At 72.6% G+C, this 22,457-nt stretch carries 22 protein-coding genes and 1 tRNA gene; 10 read left to right on the top strand and 13 right to left on the bottom strand.

Features of this window, described 5'->3' with window-relative positions:
* Positions 1–66 precede the first annotated feature (66 nt).
* Together rpoD and ACP6CK_RS07340 are read left to right on the top strand one after the other, a co-directional pair.
* The gene (gene rpoD, locus ACP6CK_RS07345) at positions 67–2,004 is read left to right on the top strand and encodes an RNA polymerase sigma factor RpoD (protein ID WP_426958229.1); all 1,938 of its coding nucleotides are present in this window, start codon (positions 67–69) and stop codon (positions 2,002–2,004) included.
* A 37-nt stretch (positions 2,005–2,041) separates the two neighbouring features.
* Entirely contained in the window at positions 2,042–2,605 is a 564-nt protein-coding gene (locus tag ACP6CK_RS07340) for a GNAT family N-acetyltransferase (protein WP_426958228.1), read from the top strand.
* On the opposite strand, the gene ACP6CK_RS07335 is transcribed toward ACP6CK_RS07340, so the two are convergent.
* The 3 genes from ACP6CK_RS07335 to ppa form a co-directional block, all read right to left on the bottom strand.
* Positions 2,606–2,872, bottom strand: coding sequence for a hypothetical protein (locus tag ACP6CK_RS07335; protein WP_426958227.1), 267 nt, complete (start codon positions 2,870–2,872; stop codon positions 2,606–2,608).
* 109 nt (positions 2,873–2,981) lie between these two features.
* On the bottom strand, positions 2,982–5,105 hold the full coding sequence (locus ACP6CK_RS07330) for a sodium-translocating pyrophosphatase (protein ID WP_426958226.1): 2,124 nt from the start codon (positions 5,103–5,105) through the stop codon (positions 2,982–2,984).
* A gap of 160 nt (positions 5,106–5,265) precedes the next feature.
* Positions 5,266–5,811, bottom strand: coding sequence for an inorganic diphosphatase (ppa, locus tag ACP6CK_RS07325; protein WP_426958225.1), 546 nt, complete (start codon positions 5,809–5,811; stop codon positions 5,266–5,268).
* A 163-nt stretch (positions 5,812–5,974) separates the two neighbouring features.
* Here ppa and ACP6CK_RS07320 point away from each other — a divergent pair, with 163 nt between their 5' ends.
* The 3 genes from ACP6CK_RS07320 to ACP6CK_RS07310 all read left to right on the top strand — a co-directional run bounded on the left by ACP6CK_RS07320 (position 5,975) and on the right by ACP6CK_RS07310 (position 8,146).
* A complete protein-coding gene (locus tag ACP6CK_RS07320) occupies positions 5,975–7,195 on the top strand; it encodes an E22 family MetX-like putative esterase (RefSeq protein ID WP_426958224.1) in 1,221 nt (406 codons plus the stop codon).
* 16 nt (positions 7,196–7,211) lie between these two features.
* A complete protein-coding gene (locus ACP6CK_RS07315) occupies positions 7,212–8,060 on the top strand; it encodes an alpha/beta hydrolase (RefSeq protein WP_426958223.1) in 849 nt (282 codons plus the stop codon).
* Between the two features lie 13 nt (positions 8,061–8,073).
* Positions 8,074–8,146, top strand: a tRNA-Ile gene (locus tag ACP6CK_RS07310).
* Positions 8,147–8,154: 8 nt separating this feature from the next.
* Here the strand turns inward: ACP6CK_RS07310 and ACP6CK_RS07305 are convergent.
* The gene (locus ACP6CK_RS07305; RefSeq protein ID WP_426958222.1) at positions 8,155–10,662 is read right to left on the bottom strand and encodes an AsmA family protein; all 2,508 of its coding nucleotides are present in this window, start codon (positions 10,660–10,662) and stop codon (positions 8,155–8,157) included.
* On the bottom strand, positions 10,659–11,633 hold the full coding sequence (locus tag ACP6CK_RS07300; RefSeq protein ID WP_426958221.1) for an RluA family pseudouridine synthase: 975 nt from the start codon (positions 11,631–11,633) through the stop codon (positions 10,659–10,661). Before ACP6CK_RS07300 ends, ACP6CK_RS07305 begins: the two co-directional genes overlap by 4 nt.
* A gap of 105 nt (positions 11,634–11,738) precedes the next feature.
* Here ACP6CK_RS07300 and ACP6CK_RS07295 point away from each other — a divergent pair, with 105 nt between their 5' ends.
* Positions 11,739–12,296, top strand: a complete 558-nt coding sequence (locus ACP6CK_RS07295) for a GNAT family N-acetyltransferase (protein ID WP_426958220.1) — start codon at positions 11,739–11,741, stop codon at positions 12,294–12,296.
* A gap of 13 nt (positions 12,297–12,309) precedes the next feature.
* Here the strand turns inward: ACP6CK_RS07295 and crcB are convergent, their stop codons facing one another.
* From crcB to ACP6CK_RS07280, 3 genes are read right to left on the bottom strand one after another with little or no spacing between them, the layout of a single operon-like run.
* A complete protein-coding gene (gene crcB / locus ACP6CK_RS07290) occupies positions 12,310–12,693 on the bottom strand; it encodes a fluoride efflux transporter CrcB (protein WP_426958219.1) in 384 nt (127 codons plus the stop codon).
* Complete coding sequence (locus ACP6CK_RS07285; protein WP_426958218.1) at positions 12,690–14,045, bottom strand: replication-associated recombination protein A; 1,356 nt, start codon at positions 14,043–14,045, stop codon at positions 12,690–12,692. The genes crcB and ACP6CK_RS07285 overlap by 4 nt, the downstream gene beginning before the upstream one ends.
* A gap of 39 nt (positions 14,046–14,084) precedes the next feature.
* Entirely contained in the window at positions 14,085–14,930 is an 846-nt protein-coding gene (locus ACP6CK_RS07280) for a LysR family transcriptional regulator (protein WP_426958217.1), read from the bottom strand.
* A gap of 98 nt (positions 14,931–15,028) precedes the next feature.
* Between ACP6CK_RS07280 and ACP6CK_RS07275 the strand changes: the two genes are divergently transcribed.
* Entirely contained in the window at positions 15,029–15,433 is a 405-nt protein-coding gene (locus tag ACP6CK_RS07275) for a tautomerase family protein (protein ID WP_426958216.1), read from the top strand.
* Positions 15,434–15,529: 96 nt separating this feature from the next.
* Positions 15,530–16,864, top strand: coding sequence for a hypothetical protein (locus ACP6CK_RS07270; protein WP_426958215.1), 1,335 nt, complete (start codon positions 15,530–15,532; stop codon positions 16,862–16,864).
* 21 nt (positions 16,865–16,885) lie between these two features.
* On the opposite strand, the gene ACP6CK_RS07265 is transcribed toward ACP6CK_RS07270, so the two are convergent.
* From ACP6CK_RS07265 to ACP6CK_RS07250, 4 genes are all read right to left on the bottom strand, one after another.
* The gene (locus ACP6CK_RS07265) at positions 16,886–17,281 is read right to left on the bottom strand and encodes a hypothetical protein (RefSeq protein WP_426958214.1); all 396 of its coding nucleotides are present in this window, start codon (positions 17,279–17,281) and stop codon (positions 16,886–16,888) included.
* 154 nt (positions 17,282–17,435) lie between these two features.
* A complete protein-coding gene (gene moaA / locus ACP6CK_RS07260; protein WP_426958213.1) occupies positions 17,436–18,425 on the bottom strand; it encodes a GTP 3',8-cyclase MoaA in 990 nt (329 codons plus the stop codon).
* 145 nt (positions 18,426–18,570) lie between these two features.
* On the bottom strand, positions 18,571–19,326 hold the full coding sequence (locus ACP6CK_RS07255; protein ID WP_426958212.1) for a sulfite exporter TauE/SafE family protein: 756 nt from the start codon (positions 19,324–19,326) through the stop codon (positions 18,571–18,573).
* Positions 19,323–19,514 (bottom strand): DUF3553 domain-containing protein, encoded by a 192-nt coding sequence (locus ACP6CK_RS07250; protein ID WP_426958211.1) that lies wholly within the window; start codon positions 19,512–19,514, stop codon positions 19,323–19,325. The genes ACP6CK_RS07255 and ACP6CK_RS07250 overlap by 4 nt, the downstream gene beginning before the upstream one ends.
* Positions 19,515–19,669: 155 nt before the next feature.
* Between ACP6CK_RS07250 and ACP6CK_RS07245 the strand changes: the two genes are divergently transcribed.
* Both ACP6CK_RS07245 and ACP6CK_RS07240 read left to right on the top strand, forming a co-directional pair.
* Positions 19,670–20,260 (top strand): histidine phosphotransferase family protein, encoded by a 591-nt coding sequence (locus ACP6CK_RS07245; protein ID WP_426958210.1) that lies wholly within the window; start codon positions 19,670–19,672, stop codon positions 20,258–20,260.
* 89 nt (positions 20,261–20,349) lie between these two features.
* Complete coding sequence (locus ACP6CK_RS07240) at positions 20,350–20,766, top strand: YciI family protein (protein ID WP_426958209.1); 417 nt, start codon at positions 20,350–20,352, stop codon at positions 20,764–20,766.
* 41 nt (positions 20,767–20,807) lie between these two features.
* On the opposite strand, the gene ACP6CK_RS07235 is transcribed toward ACP6CK_RS07240, so the two are convergent.
* The gene (locus ACP6CK_RS07235; protein ID WP_426958208.1) at positions 20,808–22,391 is read right to left on the bottom strand and encodes an ABC transporter substrate-binding protein; all 1,584 of its coding nucleotides are present in this window, start codon (positions 22,389–22,391) and stop codon (positions 20,808–20,810) included.
* Positions 22,392–22,457 lie beyond the last annotated feature (66 nt).

Raw genomic sequence — 22,457 nt, 5'->3', positions numbered from 1 at the left:
AGGGTTTCACGATCAACGGCGGCCGGCGCACCGGTCCGTCGGCGGGTCCCTTATTCGGAGAGGCGCATGGCGACGAAGACGGCGAACGGCACCGACACGGCGGAACACCGCGACGAGGCGGTGGAGGGCGCGCTGATCGACAGCCTCCTGGCCTCCGTGAAGAAGCTGATCGCCCGCGGCAAGGAGCGGGGCTACGTCACCTATGACGAGTTCAACGCCGCCCTGCCGAACGAGCAGGTCACCTCCGAGCAGATCGAGGACACGATGGCGCTGATGTCCGAGATGGGCATCAACGTCGTCGAGGCGGAGGAATCCGCCGACGAGGACGGTGCGGAGAAGAAGCCCGCCGCCAAGGCCGAGGGCGAGGAGGACGAGGCCAAGGAGAAGGAGGGGGACGAGGAGGCCGGCGGCAACGTCGACGAGGAGAGCCTCGGCCGCACCGACGACCCGGTCCGCATGTACCTGCGCGAGATGGGCTCGGTCGAGCTGCTCTCGCGCGAGGGCGAGATCGCGATCGCCAAGCGCATCGAGGCCGGGCGCGACATGATGATCGGCGGGCTGTGCGAGAGCCCGCTGACCTTCCGCGCCATTGTCGGCTGGCACGAGGCCGTGGTGAGCGGAAAGCTTCTCCTGCGCGACGTCATCGACCTCGAGGCCACCAACAACGCCGATATGCCCGAGGGTCCGCCCCCCGAGGCCGAGGAGTTCGAGGAAGGCGAGGAGGGCGAGGGCGTCGGCCTGTCCCTCTCCGCGCTGGAGGAGAAGCTGAAGCCGGAGGCGCTGGCCGCCTTCGAGGCGATCGAGGCCGCCTACGCCAAGCTCGAGAAGATGTCGAACAAGCGGATGGAGGCCTACACCACCGGGGGTGAGCTGGCCGGCCGTTCCGAGAAGACCTACGAGAAGCAGCGCGCCGAACTGGTGGCGCTGGTGCAGAAGGTGCACCTGCACAACAACCGGATCGAGGAGCTGGTCGACCAGATCAAGGGCCTCTACCGGCGGATGACGGGGCAGGAGGGCCAGGTCCTCCGCATCGCCGAGAGCTACAAGGTCAAGCGCGACGAGTTCCTGGAGCAGTGGCGCGGCAACGAGCTGGACCCGGCCTGGTTCGAGCGGATCAGCAAGCTGAAGGGCAAGGCCTGGGTCGCCTTCGTCGCCAACGGGCGGGACGATGCCGAGGCGGTGCGCGCCGAGATCGGCAAGGTGGCCGCGATCACCGGCCTGCCGGTCGGCGAGTTCAAGCGGGTCTACGCCACCGTGTCCCGCGGCGAGCGGGACATGACCCAGGCGAAGAAGGAGATGATCGAGGCGAACCTGCGCCTCGTGATCTCCATCGCCAAGAAGTACACGAACCGCGGTCTGCAGTTCCTGGACCTCATCCAGGAGGGCAACATCGGCCTGATGAAGGCGGTCGATAAATTCGAATATCGGCGCGGCTATAAGTTCTCCACCTACGCCACTTGGTGGATCCGGCAGGCGATTACCCGCTCCATCGCGGACCAGGCGCGGACCATCCGCATCCCCGTCCACATGATCGAGACGATCAACAAGCTTGTCCGCACCAGCCGCCAGATGCTGCACGAGATCGGGCGGGAGCCGCAGCCGGAGGAGCTGGCCGAGAAGCTCGGCATGCCGCTGGAGAAGGTCCGCAAGGTCCTGAAGATCGCGAAGGAGCCGATCTCCCTCGAGACGCCGATCGGGGACGAGGAGGACAGCCATCTCGGCGACTTCATCCAGGACCCGAACGCGATCATCCCGCTCGATGCTGCGATCCAGACCAACCTCCGGGAGGCGACGACGCGGGTCCTGTCCTCCCTCACGCCGCGCGAGGAGCGCGTCCTGCGCATGCGCTTCGGCATCGGCATGAATACCGATCACACGCTGGAAGAGGTCGGGCAACAGTTCAACGTGACCCGCGAGCGCATCCGCCAGATCGAGGCGAAGGCGCTGCGAAAGCTGAAACACCCGACGCGGAGCCGCAAGCTGCGCTCCTTCCTCGACAACTAACGTGGCCGCCGCACCCAGCCCCAACGCGGAGCGCGGCGTGGCCGATCCGGTCACCCCATTCCCTGTCGTGGTGACCTTCCTGCGCATGGATCAGCCACCGGCGGATCCCGTGCTGCCGCTGCCGCCCGGAACCGGGGTGATCCCGGTGCCCGGTTGCACGGTTCCGTTCTACCGATACCTCTATGAGACGGTCGGCCACGAATATTGCTGGTGGCTGCGCCGGACCGTGCCGGACGACCGGCTAGCGGCGATCCTGTCGGACCCGGCCGTGTCCATCCACGTCCTCTACGCGAAAGGGGAGCCGGCCGGGTTCTTCGAGCTGGAGCGGCGCTGGGACGGAAGCACGAATCTCTCCTATTTCGGCCTCATGCCGCACGCCGTGGGCCAGGGGTTCGGACGGGCCTTCCTGCGCGCCGCGATCGACGAGGCCTGGGGCGGTGGCTGCGCCCTGCTGACGGTGAACACCTGCACCGCGGACCATCCCCGCGCGCTGCCGAATTACCTGCAGGCCGGCTTCTCGATCACCCGCCGCGTCCGCGAGGAGTGGCCCGTGCCCAACTCGCTGGGGATGCGGCTGCCGGACTGGGCGCGGGAGGCCTGATCAGGCGCGCGGGCGCCGGATCCAGCGCACCAGCAGGACGATCCAGGCGAGGGCCGTTCCCATCATCACGGGGAAGGTCACCAGCATCAGCCACCCCATGACGCCGGTGGTGTAGAGGAGCGGCCCGATATCCTGGCCGCCCCAACCAGTGCAGGGGTGGGCGCTGCCCTCGTCTACGCGGCAGCCGTAGTGGTTGGCGACGATGACGGTGAAGGCCACCGACAGGACGGGCGCCCAGCCGACCAGCGTCAGGACCACGAGAAGCACGCGCCATAACCAGCGCGGAATGAGGCGCCGGCGGGCGGGGGGCGATCCCCCGTCCGCCGGGCCGGCATGCGGCGCGCCCGTGTCCGGGATCCGGCGCGGGCGCTCCATCTCAGGAATGGGCGAGGATCGCCAGCAGCAGCAGCGCCACGATGTTGGTGATCTTGATCATCGGGTTCACGGCGGGGCCCGCCGTGTCCTTATAGGGATCGCCCACCGTGTCGCCGGTCACCGCGGCCTTGTGGGCGTCGCTGCCCTTGCCGCCGTGGTGGCCGTCCTCGATGTACTTCTTCGCGTTGTCCCAGGCGCCGCCGCCCGTGGTCATGGAGATGGCGACAAAGAGCCCCGTGACGATCACGCCGAGCAGCATGGCGCCGAGCGCGGAGAAGGCAGCGGCCTTCCCGGCGATCGCCTGGATGCCGAAATACACCACCAGCGGCGAGAGCACCGGCAGCAGGGAGGGGATGATCATCTCCCGGATGGCGGCCTTCGTCAGCAGGTCAACGGCGCGGGCATAGTCCGGCTTGTCGGTGCCGGCCATGATGCCCGGCTTCTCCCGGAACTGGCGCCGCACCTCCTCCACCACCGCCATGGCGGCGCGACCGACGGCCGTCATCGCCATGCCGCCGAAGAGGAAGGGCAGCAACCCGCCGAAGAGCAGCCCCACGACGACGTAGGGGTCCGCGAGGGAGAAGGTGAGCGGCGGAATGCCCGTGAAGTAGGGGTACTGCGCCGCATTCGCCTGGAAGTAGTTCAGGTCCTGCGTGTAGGCCGCGAAGAGCACGAGCGCACCGAGGCCCGCCGAGCCGATCGCGTAGCCCTTGGTCACCGCCTTGGTGGTGTTGCCCACCGCGTCGAGCGCGTCGGTGGTGTGGCGGATCTCCTTGGGCAGGCCGGCCATCTCGGCGATGCCGCCGGCGTTGTCGGTGACGGGGCCGAAGGCGTCGAGCGCCACCACGAAGCCGGCCAGGGCCAGCATCGTCGTCGTCGCGATCGCGATGCCGTAGAGGCCGGCGAGGTTGTAGGTGACCAGCACGCCCGCGATGATGATGAGCGCGGGGATCGCCGTGCTCTCCATGCTGACAGCCAGGCCGCGGATGACGTTCGTGCCATGGCCGGTGACGGAGCTCTCGGCGATCGCGCGGACCGGGCGGTAGTTCGTGCCGGTGTAGTACTCCGTCACCCAGACGATCAGGCCCGTCACGGCCAGCCCGGTCACGCCGCACCAGAAGAGCGACATGCGGGTGAAGGTGACGCCGCCCGCCGTCAGCGGCTGGTCGCCGAAGACGAGGTAGGTGAGGGGCAGGAGCGCCACCAGGGACAGCACGCCGGTGACGATGAAGCCCCGGTACATCGCCCCCATGATGGAGTTGTTGGACGGCAGCCGCACGAAATAGGTGCCGATGATGGAGGTCACGACGCAGACCGCGCCGATCAGCAGGGGATAGAGCATCCCCTCCACCCGCTGCACGTCGCCGGTGAAGGCGATGGCGGCCAGCACCATGGTGGCGACGATCGTGACCGCATAGGTCTCGAACAGGTCGGCGGCCATGCCGGCGCAGTCGCCGACGTTGTCGCCCACGTTGTCCGCGATGGTGGCGGGGTTGCGGGGGTCGTCTTCGGGGATGCCGGCCTCGACCTTGCCCACCATGTCGCCGCCCACGTCGGCGCCCTTGGTGAAGATGCCGCCGCCGAGACGCGCGAAGATGGAGATGAGGGAGGCGCCGAAGCCCAGCGCCACGAGGCTGTCGATCACGACGCGGGAGTTGGGGGCGTTGCCGCCGATCACCGTCAGGATGAAGAAGTAGACGGTGACCCCAAGCAGGGCGAGGCCCGCGACCAGCATCCCGGTGATGGCTCCCGACTTGAAGGACACGTCCAGGCCCGCGGCCAGCGATCCGATCGCGGCCTGGGCTGTCCGGACGTTGGCGCGAACCGAGACGTTCATCCCGATGAAGCCGGCCAGTCCGGAGAGGGTCGCCCCAAGCAGGAAGCCGATGGCCACCGCGATCCCCAGCCGCCAGGCGACGAGGACGAAGAGCACGACGCCGACCGCGCCGATGGTGGTGTACTGGCGCCGCAGATAGGCCTGCGCGCCCTCCTGGATCGCGGCCGCGATCTCCTGCATTCGCGCGGTGCCGGCGTCGCGCGCCAGCACCTCCTTCGAGGTCACCACGCCGTAGGCGATCGAGAGCGCCCCCAGCACGATGACCACCAACAACCATGTCGTGAACAAGTCTTGGCCCCTTCCCCTGTTTGCGGCCTCCGGTTCGGGGCCGATTCCAGGGCAGCGTGGCAAGGGGCGGGAGTCGGCGCAACAGGGCGCGCCCCGCCGGAGCCTGGCAGGGCGGGGTGGCCGCGTGAGCTGTGGCGGGGCGGAAGCTCCGCCGGAGGGGTCAGGCCGCGGCGTCGGCCTTCTGGCTGGCGGCGGCCTTCATGCCCGTCCGGATCAGCTCCATCGCCTTATCCGGCGATTCCCAGCCGAGCACCTTCACCCATTTGCCGGGCTCCAGGTCTTTGTACCGGGCGAAGAAGTGCTCGATCGTCTTGCGCGTGATCTCGGGCAGGTCGTCGCAGGACTTGATGTCCGCGAAATAGGGATGGACCTTCTCGTGGGGCACGCAGACGAGCTTCTCGTCGCCGCCCGCCTCGTCCTCCATCATCAGCACGCCGATCGGGCGGCAGCGGATGACGCAGCCCGGCACCACCGGCACCGGGGTCAGCACCAGCACGTCGGTCGGGTCGCCGTCATCGGCCAGCGTGCCGGGGATGAAGCCGTAGGCGGCAGGGTACGCCATCGGGGTGAAGAGGAAGCGGTCCACCACGACGGCGCCGCTGTCCTTGTCGATCTCATACTTCACCTGGGCGCCCTGGGGGATCTCGACCACCACGTTGATGTCGTGGGGCGGGGCCTTGCCCGTCGGGATCAGGTTCGGAGTCATGCGGCGTCCTGAAGGGCCGGGCCGGTGCCCGGTGCGTGCCCCGGCATCTAGCAGGGGGTGGCCCATGCGGCAACGCGGACCGGTCCCCGCCCTTGCCCGGGGGCGGGGCTTCCCGTCAGCATGGGCGCGTCCGGTGCCGTCCGGCCACAGGGGAATGCCGTCCATGATCACGCGTCGCGCCGGTCTCGGCGCCGTCCTCGCCGGGGTGCCCGGCGCTGTCCTCGCCCAGGCCCAGGCCCCGGCGCCCGCGCCAGCTCCCGCCGCGGCACCGGCGGGGGAACTGATCGTGCGCAAGCAGGTCTTCGAGCTCGGCGAGTACCGCACCCGTGGCGGCGGGATCGTCCCGAACGTCCGCGTGGGCTACCAGACGGCCGGCACGCTGAACCCCGCCGGCGACAACGCCGTGCTGATCACCCATTTCTTCTCCGCCAACTCGCACGCCTTCGGCCGCTACGCGCCGGGCGGGGCGCCGGGCTACTGGGACGCCATCGTCGGGCCGGGCAAGGCGATCGATACGAACCGCTTCTTCGTCGTGTCCTCGGACACGCTGGTGAACCTCAACCTGAACGACCAGGCGACGACCAGCACGGGGCCCGCGACCATCGACCCCTCCACCGGCCGGCCCTTCGGGATGACCTACCCGGTCGTGTCCATGCGGGACTTCATCGAGGTGCAGAAGAGGCTGCTGGACAGCCTCAACGTCCGGCGGCTCGCGATGGTCGCCGGCCCCTCCATGGGCGCGCTGCAGGCGATCGAGTGGGCAGCCGCCTACCCCGAGGTCATCGATCGCGTGATGGTCGCCGTCGGAACCGGGGAGTTCGACGCCTATCTCGTCGGCTGGATGGAACTGTGGGAGGCGCCGATCCGGATGGACCCGAATTGGCGCAACGGCGACTACTACGGCCAGGGCCGCGAGCCGCCGCTGCGCGGGCTGGCGGAGGCGCTGAAGATCGTCACCCTCCATGCCCGGGACCGGGGCTCCCTCGCTCAATTCGGCCGACGCCCTGTGGAGGGCCAGGACCCCGCCCGCCGCATCGGCGACCGCTTCGAGGTGGAGCGTTTCCTCGACGACGCGGCGATCGCCCGCGCCCGGACAGCGGACGCCAACGCCTTCCTCTATCTCACGCGCGCGAACCAGCTCTTCCTGAACGAGTACCCCGACACGGCCGCGGCCCTGGCGCGCAGCCGTGCGCGCTGGCTCGTGGCCCCGGCGATCGGCGACCGAATCTTCCCGCTGGAGTACAACCGCGAACTTGCGGAGGCGCTGCGCCGCGCCGGGCGGCCGGTGGAGGTGGCGGACCTCCAGGGCGGGCTGGGACATCTGGAAGGGGTCGCGAGCATGGCGAAGATCGAACCGGCCGTCCGCGCCTTCCTGGCGAATTGACGCCTTCGGCCATCGCGTGAGGCCGGTCCGGATCGTGCTCTCGGCCGGTGCGCTGCTCGTCGTCCTGTTCGCGGTGGCCGTCGGCCTGCTCTGGGCCCGGCAGGAGTCCCTCATCTTCCCGGTCCGGCACGAGGGCGTGCCGGTCGCGGCGGGCGGGATCTGGCAGGTTGGGCGCCTCCACGTTCCCGGCGCGGGCCAGCTCTCCTTCCTCTTCGCGGACGGGGCGGGCGACCCCATCGGGCCCGCGGTGCTCTACCTGCACGGCAACGGATCGGCCGCACGGTTCACGGCCACCCTCATGGACCGGGCCGCGCGGGCCGGCGTGCCGGTCCTGGCCGCGGAATATCCGGGCTACTCCGCGAACCCCGGCGCCCCCACCGAGGCGTCGCTGCGCGCGACGGCCGAGGCCGCCGCGGAGTGGGCGCGCGCCCGCTGGCCCGGCCGGCCCCTCGCGGTGGTGGGGGAGAGCATCGGCTCCGCCCCCGCCGTGCACCTGGCGGCGACGGGCCGCGTGGACCGGCTGGTGCTGGACAGCGGTTTCACCTCGATGACCGACACGATCCGGCACCACCTGCGCTGGCTGCCGGCCGTGGGGTGGCTGAACCGCCATCCGATGGACAACCTCGCCGCCCTTCGTGCCGCCGCGGGACCCTTGCCGCCGACGCTTCTGCTGGTCTCGTCCGACGACCCGGTCGTGCCGGCGGCGATGGCGGATCGGCTGGCGGAGGCCATCCCCGCCAGCACCGTGTTCCGCTCCGCCCGGCCAGGCCATCCGGTGCTGCACGGCGACCCGGCGGCGCTGGACGCCCTGCTGGCCTGGCTGCGGCGGGCGGGGAGCCTCCCGTCCCAGGCGCGGATGGGCTAAGCAGCGCCGGGATGGGCCGGTAGCTCAACGGTTAGAGCGGGCCGCTCATAACGGCTTGGTTGCGGGTTCAAGTCCTGCCCGGCCCATCCGGGGCTCAGCGCCCGAGCAGGCCCCGCAGCACGTCCCCGACATCCGGTGCCCGCGGGCGCGGAGCCGTTCCCGGCGTGGCGGCGCGGGGTGCCGCGCAGCCCGCCTCCGCCGCGTCGCGACCGGCGGCCAAGCTCTCCGCCAGCGCGCCGAGCGTGGCGGCGTCCTCGTCGCCCGAACGGCGCGCCAGGCCACCGAGGGCCGCCGCGGCCGCCGATGCGGCGCCGGAGGACTCCACCGCCGGCGCCGGCGCGGCGAAGCTGCCGCCGATGCGGAGCGGCACGGTCAGGGTGATGCCGCCGATCCGCACGAGCGGGCTCAGGTGGAGGGCGAGCGTCTCGTCCCGTAGGTTGACCGTGCCCGACCCGGTCGCGGTGACCACGCCCGTCTGCACGGCCAGCGACTCCGCGCGGCCGATCCCCTCCTCGAAGGCGAAGCGGAGCGCGAGGCAGCGAAGGGTCGTAGCGCCGCCGAGCGCACCTTCCGGCACCAGGTTGCGCACGGCGTTGGTCAGGCCGGCGATCAGGCGCGGGTCGATCTGTCCACCGGCCATGGAGAGGCGCGCGTGGCCGCCAAGGCTGGCCGCAAGGGCACGCGTGCTCGTGCCCGTGCCCTGGAGCGAGAGGTCCAGCGTCGCGGGCCCGGAGACCGCCGGTCGCGCGCCGAAGGCTTCGAGGAGGGGGCCGGGATTCACCGGACCGGCCTCGTTCCGCAACGTCAGGGCGAGACGCGGGACGTTGCCGGTCGCGTCGGCCACCAGGGTCCCGGCCACACGCCCGCCAGGGGTGGTCGCGGCGAATCGCTCGGCCCGCAACCGCCCGCTGTCCAGGGAGACGACGAGCGAGACGTCACCCCAGTCGCGGCCGCGGGCGCGCAGGGCACGGACGGCCATCTCCGCCTCGACCGCGACCGGGGCGGTGCGAAGCGCCGAGAGATCCACCGGCCGGTCCGGGATGACGCGCCGATCCGCGGCGGGCGGAGCGGCCGGCGTGGACGGCGCGGGCGGGGCGGGCGCCGACGCGGGCGGCAGCTCCACCGGAGCCGCGGGAGCGGGCCGCGCCGAGAGGGCATCGGCATCCACCCGCTCCGCGCCGAGGCGCAGGGTGAGCCGCGGCAGGGCTCCGGCCGGCGTGCGCCATGTGCCGCTCCCGGCCATCTGCGCCTCGCGCGCGCTCAGGGTCGCGGCCACGATCTCAAGGCCGTCCGGCAGGGCGCGGAGCCGCGTCTCCAGCGTCGCGTCGTGCAGCGCGGGCAGACCAGGCTGCCCCAGCCGTGCGCCGGACGCCGCGAGGTCCTGGGCCGTTGCGGTGGCCGTGAGGTCCGTGCCGGGCCAGCCAGCCTCGCCGAGGCTCCCGCGGGCGGAGAGGCCGAGGCCCTCACCTTCGAGGCGCACTGAGAATGGGCGGGGACCGGGGGCGAGGAGGGCCGTCAGGGTCGGGCCCTGGGCCGTGCCAGTCAGCGGGAGGTCGCCGATGCGGACCGTCCCGTTCGCCTCCACGGCCGCCTCGGGCGAGGCCGCCGAAAAGGCGACGGGCCCGAGGACGACCGGACGCCCGCCCAGGACGAGCGGCCATTCGCCCACCGAGACGTGTAGCGCCTTCAGCCGCGACGGCCCCTCCGCCTCCGCGACGAGGGAGAGGTTCCGCGCCGGCGGAAGCGCGATGCCCGGCAGGAAGGGGGCGAGGCGGGCGGCGCCATCCGTCGTGGCGGCGAACCGTCCGCGCCAGCCGTCGGGCCGGAAGGGAAGGTCGAGCGTCCCGTTTGCCTCGGCGTTCAGGCCTTCCGCAGAGATCCCGGCGCGGACCGCCCACGGGGTTGCGTCCGGACGGAGGAGGCGCGCGAGAGGATCGGTCGCGGCGTTCACCGTGGCCGTCACGCCCCGTGCGGTCACGCGGCCCTCGATCCGGGTGCCGGTCGCCGGGTTCGGCGCGCGCAGCGTCAGGGTGGGGATCTCGACCACCTCTTCCCGCGCCCCGCCGCGCCAGGTCACCCGGCCCGACTCGATCGTGACCAGCTCGACCGCCAGAGTGAGGGGCTTCGCGGGCTCGGTCGGGGCCGCGGGGGAGGGATCGGGCGCCACCACCTCCGGCCGGGCGGCGGGGCCGAGGCGCCAGTTGGGGCCGGCCGCTCCCGCCTCCAGCAGCAGGTCGGGGGCGAGGAGATGCAGCCGCCGCACCTGCACCTGCCGCGACAGGAGCGGGATCAGCGCGATCTCCGCCTCGATCCGGCGGGCGCGCACCATCTCCGGGCGGGAATGGCCGGGCGGGTTGGACAGGACCGGGTTGTCGAGGGTGATCGTGGGCACGAGGGACAGGCGCACCCCGACCGGGCCGGAGAGGGTGAAGCTGCGGCCGGTCGCCGCCTCCACCGCCGCGATCAGGCGGGGCCGCAGCGCGTCCGAGGCGACCAGCCCCCACAGGGCGGCGTAGCCGAGCAACGGCACGGCCAGGACGACGAGCGTGACGACGAGGAGCCAGCGCTTGGCCCGGTGCGGATTGGGAATCGCGGGGGTCATCGGCCGCGCCGCGCCACCGGCGTCTTCGGCCGGTCGAAGCCGAGGAAGGCGAAGCTCTCATCCATGTGCGGCGGCAGGGCCGCGCTGACCGAGAGGGTGCCGCCCTCCGGGTGCGGCACCTCGATCGCGCGGGCGTGGAGGTGGAGCAGGCCGGACATGCCCTCGATATGGGCCGCGGCGCCGCCATACTTGCCATCCCCGAGGATGGGCGTCTTCAGCGCCGAGGCCGCGTGGACGCGAAGCTGGTGGGTGCGGCCGGTCAGGGGATGCATCTCCAGCCAGGAGACGTGCTTGCGGGCATTGTCCACCACGCGGAAGTCCGTGACGGCGCGGGTCCCCTCGGCGTCCTCGGCCGGGGTGATGCGCTCCCCGCGGGGGCCGCCCGTCTTCGCCAGCGGCATGTCGATGCGTCCCTCCAGCGGGTGCGGGCGGCCGACCACCAGGGCCCAGTAGGTCTTGCGCGCATCGCGTCCCCGGAACGCGGCCGCGAGCTTCGCGGCGGCACCGGGCGTGCGGGCCAGGAGCAGGACGCCCGAGGTGTCGCGGTCCAGCCGGTGCACGAGGCGGGGCCGGTCGTCCGCGCCGAAGCGCAGCGCATCCAACATCCCGTCCAGGTGGCGCGCGATGTTCGGCCCGCCCTGCACCGGCAGCCCGTGCGGCTTGTCGAGGGCGATGACGGAGTCGTCGCGGTAGATCACCAGCCGCTCCAGCATCGCGGCGTCGCGGTCGGACACGGCCTTGCGCGCGTCGGGCGCGGGCGGCGGTCCCTCGGGCAGGGGTGGGACGCGGATCTGCTGGCCGGGCATGAGGCGGGTGCCGGTCTCCGCCCGCTTGCCATCGACGCGCACCTGCCCCGTGCGCAGCATCTTCTGCAGCGCGCCCTGGGTCAGGTTCGGGTGGTGGCGGCGGAACCAGCGGTCGAGGCGCAGATCGGCCTCGTCGTCCGAGACGGTGCGGAGGGCAGGGGGCATGATGGCGCCCTCTTAGAGGATTTTTCCGCCCCGCGCGCCGGTTCGCGCATTTCCCGCGAGACCTTGCGTCTCGCCCCCCCGGCGCGCCAGTCGCAGCATGGTCTGATGGATATCCCGCCCATGTCCCCCTTCCGCACCGCGCGCCTGCTGCTCCGCCGCGCGGAGGCGGCGGATGCGGCGCCGCTGGCGGCGCTGATGACGGACGCCATCTCCGCGCGCCTGGCCACCTGGTCCATGCCCTGGACGGCGGAGCGTATGGCGGCGCGGATCGCCGAGTGGTCACCCATCGGCCTTCCCTGCGCCGTCGAGCGGGCCTCCGACGGGGCGCTGGTGGGCTGGGTCCACGCGCTGCGCGCGCGGGACGGTCCGGAACGGGCGACCATGGGCTGGTGGTGCGCCGAGGCGCATCGGGGCCACGGCTACCTGCGGGAGGCGGCGTCGGCCCTGCTGCCCCTTGCCGTCTCGTTGCTGGACCTGCGCGTGGTGGAGGCCGGGGTGCAGCCCGACAATGCTGCCTCGCTCGCGGTCATGCGCGCGCTGGGAATGCAACTCGTGGGGGAACGGGTGGTCTTGGCGCCCGCGCGGCAGCGGCAGGAGCGGATCCTGCTCTTCGCGATCGGTCGCGAGGCCGCCCTGGCCACCCGCCCGGCGCCGCCCGCCTGACAGTCCCGCCGGCTCAGCCCCGCGCCAGCCAGAAGGCAAGGGCGAAGGCACCGAGCCCGCCGGCCAGCGTCGCGACGAGGTAGAGCGCGGCCGTCGCCGGCGCCCGGAGGAACAGCACCCCGGTATCCAGCGAGAAGGCGGAGAAGGTGGTGAAGCCGCCCAGCACGCCGGTGACGAGGAAGAGCCGCATGTCGTTCGTGAGCGGCGCGCCCGCCGCGGCGAGGCCGCCGACGATGCCGATGACCGCGCTGCCGACGATGTTCACGGTCATCGTGCCCCAGGGGAAATCCGCGCCGAACCAGCGCAGCGCCGCCACGCCCACGGTGTGCCGCGCGACGGAGCCGAGTGCGCCGCCGAGCGCCACCAGGGCCAGCGGCAGCGGGGCGAGCGGGTTCATTCCCGCTCCCGCCGGCGCTCCTCGCGCAGGGCCTCCAGCCGTTCGAGGTGGCGCGCCACGCGGGCCTCGGCCCCGCGCTCGGTCGGGCGGTAGAGGCGCGGGCGCTCCATCCCGTCCGGGAAGTAGTTCGCGCCGGAGAAGGCCTCCTCCTCGTCATGGTCGTAGGCGTAGTCGCGCCCGTAGCCGAGCGACTTCATGAGTTTCGTCGGCGCGTTCAGGATATTGGCGGGCGGCATGAGGCTGCCGGTCTCGGTGGCCAGGGCCTGCGCGGCCTTCCAGGCAGTGTACGCGGCGTTCGACTTCGGCGCGGCCGCGAGGTGCAGGACGAGCTGCGCCAGCGCCAATTCTCCCTCCGGCGTGCCGAGGCGCTCGTAGGTTTCCCAGGCGGCGAGCGCGAGCGGCAGCGCGGTCGGATCCGCGGCGCCGACATCCTCGGAGGCGAAGCGCGCGAGGCGGCGGGCGATGTAACGCGGGTCCTCCCCACCCTTGATCATGCGAGCGAACCAGTAGAGCGCCGCGTCCGGATCGCTGCCGCGCAGCGACTTATGAAGCGCGGAGATGAGGTTGTAATGCTCCTCCCGGTCCTTGTCGTAGAGCGCGGCGCGCTTCGCCAGCAGCGACGACAGGGCGGCGCTGTCCATCGCGCGCGTGTTCGCCGGCAGGGCCTGGAGCTGCTCCGCCATGTTGAGGAGGTAGCGGCCGTCGCCGTCCGCCATGGCGCGCAGCGTGGCGCGGGCGCCGGCATCCAGCGGCAGGGGGCGGCCGGCCTCATCTTCGGCGCGGGAGAGCAGGAGCTCCAGCGCGTCGTCGTCGAGGCGCTTCAGCACCATCACCTGACAGCGCGAGAGCAGCGCCCCGTTCAGCGCGAAGGACGGGTTCTCCGTCGTGGCTCCGACCAGGACCACCGTGCCGTCCTCGACGACCGGCAGGAAGCCGTCCTGCTGGGCGCGGTTGAAGCGGTGGATCTCGTCCACGAAGAGAAGCGTGCCGGCGCCGTTGGCGCGTCGTAGCCGGGCCTCGTCGAAGGCGCGCTTGAGGTCGGCGACGCCGGAGAAGACGGCCGAGAGCGCGGCGAAGCGCAGCCCCGCTTGCTCCGCCAGCAGGCGGGCGATGGTGGTCTTTCCCACCCCCGGCGGGCCCCAGAGAATGAGCGAGGCGAGCGCACCGCGGTCCAGCATCCGGCGCAGCGCGCCCTCGGGGCCGAGCAGGTGGTCCTGCCCGACCACCTCCGACAAGGTCCGCGGGCGCAGGCGGTCAGCCAGGGGACGCGGGCCGGACGGGGCTTCGGTGGCGGGCGGCGCCTCGGCGGAACCGAAAAGGTCCTGGCCGGCGATGGGGCGGCGGGCGGGCATCGGCACAGGATAGGCGCGCGGACCCGGCGCGGCGACGGGTCAGGCGGCCAGTGCCGCCCGCATCGCGGCCGAGAGGGCGCGGATCGCGTCCCGCATGGCGGGCGTGGCGGCGCGGCCGAGCAGCACCACCTCCGATGATGGCAGGGCCGGCAGGCCGAGGGCGGGCCCGAGGTCCGGCGCGCCCGCCGCCGCGATCCGCCCCATCGGCGCCACGCCCAGCCCGGCCCGCGCGCCGGCCAGAAGGCTGGCACAACTTCCGCCGACCAGGGCTTCCCGCCACGGGCGTCCGGCTTCCTCCAGAGTCCGGATCGCGATCGCGCGCACGCCGCAGGGCTCCGGGAGGAGCGCGACTGGGACTGGAGCGTCGGGTGGAAGGCCGAAGTCCGGCGCGCCGCGCCAGCCCAGCGGATCGGTGCCGAGCACCTCGCCCTCGGCGCCGCCGGCCTCGCGCCGCAGCACCACGGCGTCCAGGTCCCCGGCATCGAAGGCGGCGCGGAGCGGCTGGGAGAGGCCCGTCCGCAGTTCCAGGCGCGATCCGGCGGCCAGCGCCGCCCGCAGCCGGGCGAGGAGGGGCTCGAGAGACAGGCCCGTGGCATGGTCGCTCAGCCCGAGGGCGATGCGGGGGGCGGGCTCCGCATCCAGCCGCAGTGCCGCCTCATGGGCGGCCAGCAGCGCGCGGGCGCGCGGCAGGAAGGCGAGCCCGTCGGCCGTGGGCCGGAGGAAACGCGGCGAGCGGTCGAGAAGGCGCCGGCCCAGCCGCGCCTCCAGCGACTTCAGCCTTTGGCTGACCACGGGCTGCACGGTGCCGGCCGCCTCTGCGGCCCGGGTGAGGCTGCCGAACTCGGTGGCGAGCAGGAAGAGACGAACGGATTCCAGGTCGAGCATGATCGTGAACTCTTATGCTGAGAACATTGATTGATAGTCTTCTGTGATGTGCGGCCCGGGTGCAAATCACGGTGCGTGCAACAGCCCTGGAGCTTCCCATGCCGATGATCACGCTTCGCTACGCCAGCGCGGAGGATGCGGCCGCCCTGCGCCCGGCCCTCGCGGCCGAGGCGTCGCGCCTCGCCGCGGAGGTGCTGGGCAAAGACCCCGGCGTCACCGCCGTACTGGTCGAACCGGCCGATCCCGCCACCTGGTTCGTCGCCGGACGCAGCCTCGCGGAGCACGGGCTGTCCGCCTACTGGCTGGACATCAAGATCACCGCCGGAACCAACACGAAAGGCGAGACGGCGCGCTTCGTGCGGGAGGCGCATTCCGCCTTGTCCCGGTTGCTCGGCCCGGTGCATCAGGAGAGCTACGTCCTCGTCCACGCGGCGGATGGCCACGCCTATGGCTATGGCGGCCGCACGCAGGAGGCGCGCTGGGCGGCGGCGAATCCGGGATAGGCGGTGCGCGCCGTCCCACGACGGCGAAGGAGACCGGCGTCCCGCATGATCGCGTCCGCCGAGCCGTCTGGAGGCGCTGCGGCGCCAGGTGTCACGTTGCCCTACGAGGACGCCGAGCTCCGTGTCTTCTGGCACCCCGGCACCGGGCGGGACCCGCGCCTGCTCATCACCTTCGGTGACCTGGTCAGCCTGCGGCGCCCCCACAGCTTCTTCGCGGAGGCGCCGGTGCGGAAGGCGGGGCTGGCCTGCCTCGGCTTCGTCGCGCGGACGCCGAACTGGTATCTCCCCGGGATCATGGAGCCGGCCTGGGCGGCAGTGGACCCGTTGCTGCGGCCCTTCGTGCGGCGGATGACCTATGGCGGGTCCATGGGCGGCTATGCAGCGATCCGTCATTCTCGCCGCCTCGGTGCGACCGAGGTGCTCGCGCTCTGCCCGCAATGGTCGCTCGATCCGGCGGAGTGCGAAGGGCACCGCCCGGGCTACGTTGCCCATTTCCGCCCGGCGATGCGGGGCATGGGGATTCGGACGCAGCACGTCTCAGGCCGCGTCACCGTGCTGGCCGATCTCGGGGACCGGGGCGATGCGGGGCATGCGGCGCTGCTGTCCCGGCACGTCCCCGGGCTGCGCGTGGTCGGCGTGCCCATGGCCGGCCATCACGTCACGGCCATCCTGGCCGGGACGGACAACCTGCTCGGGCTGGTCGCAGCCTGTGCCGCGCCCGACGATCGGGACCTGGGCGCCGTGGTGCAGACGGCTCGCCGAGCGAGCCCCGTGCGGGCCCGGAACCTGTTGGCCGCGGCCATCCGGCGCCGTCCCGCGGCGGCGGCGCGGTTGGCCCGGCATGAGAGGATGGGGCTGGACGGATCGGCGGACCATGTCCGGCGGCTACACGCGCCGCTCGTCGCCGCACTCATGCGGGCCGGCCGCGCAGACGCCGCGGCGGAACACGCCCGCTGGGCCGCCGGGCTGGCCGTCAGCCCGGAGGATGCAGCGACCTTGCGTGCGCTGGCGGGCTTGCCGGAACCGGTGTTCGAGGATGCCGCGGGTGAGCTGGCCGCCGACCGGCCCATCCGGACCGTGCACGGGACGATCCTGGTCTTCGATCCCGGTGCGAGACGGTTGCGGCACGTCCCGCCGGCGGACGCGGCCGGCATGCCTCGTGTTCTCCTCAGCGGCGGCGCGACCGCCCGGCTCTGCGTCGAGGGCGCGAAGGGCCTCGCAGGACTGGCGGTTGATCCGACCGGATTCGCAACGGTGCGCCCGGCGATTGGATCGCCCGGTGTGACCGCCTTCCGGGTGGGACCAGCGGCGGGTGCCGCGGCCTCGGTCGTGCTGCGCGGCCCGGGCGGATACCTGTGCGCCGCCCGGAACGGGTCGGTCAGCGCGGACCGCGGCGTCGCCCGCGCCTGGGAGACCTTCCGGCTGGCCTGATCCCGCCGGAGCGAGGGATCGTCAGCGCCGCGGACCGCCCAGGCGCGGCTCGGCGCGCCGGCCCGCCTCGGGATAGGCGGCCGGCGGGGGAATCGGGGGCGTGAGTCGCGGACCGCGATCCTCCCGCAGGGACGGCTCGGAGCGGGCGAGGACGGGCGGATCATCCCAGCTCTCCTCGCCGCCGCTGCGTCGCCGCGCGGGGGTCTCAGGAAGGCGCAGCGCCAGGGACCGGATCTCCTGCTGGATGTCGTCCAGCTGGGCTTCCAGGGCGTCCAGCCGTGATTTCACGCCGAACACCGAGAAGGGCATCAGCACGAAGGCGACCACCACCAGCAGGGCCAGCAGCAGGACGACGAGGCCGGTCCATTCCGGAAGCCCGGGAATGGCGAGGCGGGTGACGAGTTCGGAGTTCAGCATCGGGCAGTGGTCATCGGCTCGGGACGCGTTCCCGGCCTGAATCGCACCCGACCGTGGCGCCGCCAAGGCCGAATCGCGGTGGAGGGGAGGGCGGAAGCGGTTTCCGGCCGCTGGCGGCGCGGATGACCTCTCCGGTGGCAGGCGGCGGCCGGGCCTAGCCGCCGGTCACGCTCATGTGCCGCGCCACCGCGGGGCGGGAATCCCGGCCGATCACGAAGTCATGGCCGCGCGGCTTCCGGGCGATGGCGGCGCGGACCGCGTCCCGCAGCGCCTCGTCGCCCACCGAGGGGTCGCGGAGCGGCGCCCGGAGGTCGGCGGCGTCCGACTGACCCAGGCACATGTAGAGCGTGCCGGTGCAGGTCAGGCGCACCCGGTTGCAGGCCTCGCAGAAGTTGTGGGTCATCGGGGTGATGAGGCCGAGGCGCCGGCCGGTCTCCGCGATGTCGAAGTAGCGCGCCGGGCCGCCGGTGCGGTGCGGGCTGGGCACGAGGGTCCAGTTCTCCGCGATCCGCTCCCGCACGAGGGAGAGGGGCAGGTACTGGTCGGTGCGGTCGCCGCCGATCTCGCCCATGGGCATCGTCTCGATCAGGGTGAGGTCGAAGCCGTGCTCGCCGCACCAGGCGATCATACGGTCGTACTCGTGCTCGTTCACGCCCTTCAGCGCGACGGCGTTGATCTTCACCGCCAGCCCGGCGGCCTTGGCGGCGAAGATGCCGTCCAGCGTCTGGTCGATCTTCCCCCAGCGGGTGACGGCGGAGAAGGCGGCCGGGTCCAGCGTGTCCAGGGAGACGTTGATCCGGCGGACGCCCGCCGCGAAGAGGTCGTCCGCCATCTTCGTGAGCTGGGTGCCGTTGGTGGTGACGGTCAGCTCCTTCAGCCCGCCTTCCCCGATCCGCGCGCCGAGGGAGCGGAACAGGGAAATGACGTTCTTCCGCACCAGCGGCTCCCCGCCCGTGAGGCGGATGCGCTCCACGCCGAGGCCGATGAAGGTGCCGCAGAGGCGGTCCAGCTCCTCCAACGTCAGCAGCTCCGCCTTCGGAAGGAAGGTCATGTCCTCCGCCATGCAGTACACGCAGCGGAGGTCGCAACGGTCCGTGACCGACACGCGGAGGTAGGAGATGCGTCGGCCGAACGGGTCGTGCATCGGTGCTGCAGGGGGCCTGATCACCAGGGCGTTCACTCCGGGGCGGCGCCGGTCCCCGCCGGCTCGCACACGCCCGAGATTTGGGCTGTGGCACCCCGGTTCCGCAAGTCCCGGTCCCGGCGAGCGGCCCCGCGCCGCCCGCGGGTCAGGCCAGCAGCGCGATCCCGCCCGCGGACACGAGCGCGACGAGGGCGAAGCGGCGGTAGAAGCGTTCGGGCACCACGGTGAAGAGCCGGGCGCCGATCGGGACGCAGAACAGCATCACCGGGAGCAGCGCCGCGGTCCGGAGCAGGGTGAGCTGGTCCACCAGCCCGCCCAGGACGGGCGGGATAACGGACACGATCCCGATCACCCCGAAGAAGAGGATGAGATTCGCCCGGTGGCGCCGCGCCTCCTCCGGACCGGAGAGGAGATAGAGAATGACAGGGGGCCCCGACATGCCGGTGGCGCCCTTGAGCAGGCCGGACACGGTGCCGACCGCGAGATTCAGGGAAAGCGGCCGCGCGCCGTGGTAGCGCCAGGAGGAAAGGAGCAACAGCCCGAAGCCGAGCACGAGGGCCCCGATCGAGCGGCGGAGCTGCCCGCCATCCGCGTGCAGCAGCACCCAGGCTCCGAGAGGCGTCGCGATCACCGCGGCCAGCCCGATCGGCAGCATCACCCGCTGGTCGGCATCCCGGAAGGCGCGGGGCAGGAGCTGGGCGGAGACGAAGAGTTCCATCAGCAGCATGATCGGCACCCCGGCCCGGGGGCCCCAGATCGTGGCGAAGATCGGCGCCAGCAGCACGGCGGTCCCGAACCCCGCGTAGCCCCGCATCAGCCCCGCCACCGCGGTCGCCAGCGCCGCCACCGCGAATCCGGGCGTGAGCACGGCGGCGGCCAACGCCTGCACCCAGGGGCTCACGCCCAGGGGTCCCGGCCCATGTCCGGCTGGATCTCGAGCGACACCTGTGCCGCGTTGATGAGGAGCTTTCCCGCATTCTCGAAGTTCACGGTGACCCGGTCACCGACGACCGACTGCACCTGGCCCAGGCCCCAATCGGGGCGGGCGGGGTTCCGGACGAACTGGCCCGGCTCGAAGAGGCTGTCCATGGGCGAGTCGTTCCGCAGGCCGGCAAGGAGGGGCGTCCCCGGGGTGCATCGGCGGGGCGCGACGGATGAGGCTGGATTCACCCCTTACCGCATGGTCTTTACCCCGTGGCAAGCCGGCGCCGGGCAGAAGCGGGCCTCACCCACAGGAAGTTCCGATGGAAGCCGCCCTCTCGCTGACCCAGGACCTCTGCGCCCGGATGTGCCACGACCTCGGCGGGCCGCTGGGCGCGCTGGACGGGGCGCTCGACCTTGCCGAGATGGGGCCGGAGGCGCTCGACGTCGCGCGGGAGGGCGCGGAGGCCATGCGGCGCCGCCTGCGCCTGTGGCGCGCCGCGGCCGGGGCGGGCACCGGCCCCCTGGGCCGGGAAGGGCTGGGCGAGCTGCTCGAAGGAACCCTGGCCGGCGGCCGCGCGAAGGCCGACCTGTCCGGCCTCTCAGAGAATCCGCTGCCCGCGCCCATCGCCCAGGCCCTGCTGGTGGCCGCCATGCTGGGGGGAGAGGCCCTGCCGCGCGGCGGCGTGGTGCGGCTGGCCGGGGATGCCGGCGGGTTGGCCATCTGGCCGGAGGGCCGCGGTGCCGTCTGGCCGGCCGCCCTGACCGCCAGCCTGGCGGGGGAAGAGGTGCGGGGCCCGCGCGAGGTGCTGGCGCGCCTGCTCATGCAGCTGGTCGAGGTCGCCGGCCTGCGGGCGTCGCTCACGCTGGACGGGGCTTCCGCCGCGGGACCCCTGATGCTTCAGCCGGCCTGACGGAAATCGCCTCGGGAGTTGTCGGCCCGCGGGTCTCCTGTCCGTCTTGAGGCCGAGCGGGGCCCGACGCCCTGCCCGGAGGATCGGCGATGAAGGTGATGGTGCTGGTGAAGGCGACGGCCGCGTCGGAGGCGGGCGAGATGCCCGGCGAGGCGATGCTGTCCGCGATGATGGGGTTCAACGAGGCGCTGGTGAAGGCCGGTGTCATGCGGGCCGGGGAGGGGCTGCACCCCTCTTCCCGCGCTGCGCGAATCCGTTTCGCCGGGCCAAGTCCGGCGGTGGTGTCCGGGCCCTTCCCAGATCCGTCCAGCCTCGTCGCCGGATTCTGGATCTGGGAGGTGGCCTCGATGGATGACGCCATCGCCTGGGCGCGCCGGGCTCCGATGCAGCCGGGCGACGAGCTGGAGCTCCGCCCGGTCTTCTCGGCCGAGGATTTCGGCGAGGCCCTGACCCCCGAGCTGCAGGCGAAGGAGGCCGAGCTGCGGGCGAAGACGCCCGGCGCCTGACTTGTGGGACGGCCGCCGGGCGACCAGCCCGGCGGTGGCGCCTAGACCCGCCGCACGCCCGTGAAGGTCGAGAGGCCGGAGGGAATGTCCACGATGTTCCGCTGGTGCGCGATGACGCGGAAATATTCGCCCAGTGGCAGGTAGGGCACGTCCTGCCAGAACTGCGCCTGGATCTGCCGCGCCACCGCCTGCTGGGCGGGTGTGTCCGGCGCGGCCATCCAGTCCTGGCGCAGTTGTTCCAGGCGCGGGCTGTCCGGCCAGCCGAACCAGGCTCCGGCCCCGTTCGCCCGAAGGCCGAGATGCGCCACGGGGTCCAGCAGCCCCGCGGCGCTGAAGCCCGAGACGAAGGCGCTCCATCCCCCGCGCTCCACCGGCTCCTTGCTCGCGCGGCGCTGGACGATGGTGCCCCAGTCCGCGGCGAAGGCCTCTGCGTTCACGCCGGCGCGGCGGAACATGTCCACGGTCACCTCGCTCATCGCCTTCAGGAAGGCGAGGTCGTTGGGCTGGAGGACCACCACCTTCTCGCCGTTGTAGCCGGCGGCGGCGAGGTCGCGCTTCACCTTCTCCACGTCGCGCGGGCCGCTGATCAACCCGATCCCCTCGTCGCTGGCCATCGCGGTGCCCGAGAGGAAGACGCCGACATCGGTGCGCCAGAGGCTGCGGTCCTCGGAGAAGGCGGCGGTCATGTAGGCGGCCTGGTCGAGCGCGCCGAGCATGGCACGGCGGATCGCAGGGTTGTTGAAGGGCGGCGTGAGGTGGTTGAAGCGCAGCACGCTGATGCTGCTGTCATCCGTGACCCGCACGACCAGGTTGCGGTTGCGGCGGAGGATCGGCAGCAGGTCGTTCGGCCCGTATTCCAGCCAGTCCACCTCTCCCTGCTGGAGGGCGGCGGCTGCGGTCGCGGGGTCCGGCAGGATGTGCCACTCGATCCGGTCCATATGCGCGATCTTCGGGCCGGCGGTGCGGCTGGCGGTGCCGGAGGGGCGGGGGACGTAGCCGTCGAACTTCGCGTAGACGACGCGGGCGCCGGAGATGCGCTCGCCCGGCACGAAGCGGAACGGGCCGCTGCCGATGACCTCCGGCACGGCGCGGCCGGGATCGAGGCTGGCCAGACGCTCCGGCATGATCGCGGGCATGGCGGAGGTAACCTTGCCCAGGGCGCGGGTGAGCAGCGGGAAGGGGCGCTTCAGCCGGAAGCGGATGGTGCGGTCGTCGGGAGCGGACAGCTCATCGATCGCGGCGATCAGCTCCGCGCCGAACATGTCCCGCGCGCCCCAGCGGCGGATGGAGGCGACGCAGTCCCGGCCGCGCACCGGCTCGCCGTCGTGGAAGCGCAGCCCCTCCCGCAGCGTCAGGTTCCAGACGCGGCCGTCCGATTCCACCGTGTGGCCTTCGACCATCTGCGGTTGGACGTTGTAGTCGGCGTCCAGCCCGTAGAGCGTGTCGAAGATCATGAACCCGTGCGCCAGGGTGACGGTGGCCGTGTTCATGATGGGATCGGTGACGGTCAGGTCGGCCTGGGGCACGAAGCGCAGGGTGCGGGACGTGGCGCCCTGCGCGCCGACCACGCGCGGGGCGGCCAGCAGGGCGCCGGCGGTGCCGAGGATCTGGCGGCGGCTGGGCATGGCGGGGTCTCCGTGCACGGTGTCCGTTGCCACGATGCAGGAAGCGTTCCCGCCGGGGGAGGGGCT

This window comes from Muricoccus radiodurans (assembly GCF_050154705.1).
Taxonomy (GTDB): Bacteria; Pseudomonadota; Alphaproteobacteria; order Acetobacterales; family Acetobacteraceae; genus Roseomonas; species Roseomonas radiodurans.
Note: the sequence above shows the minus strand (reverse complement) of the source record. Positions and strands in the feature narration are given on the sequence as shown.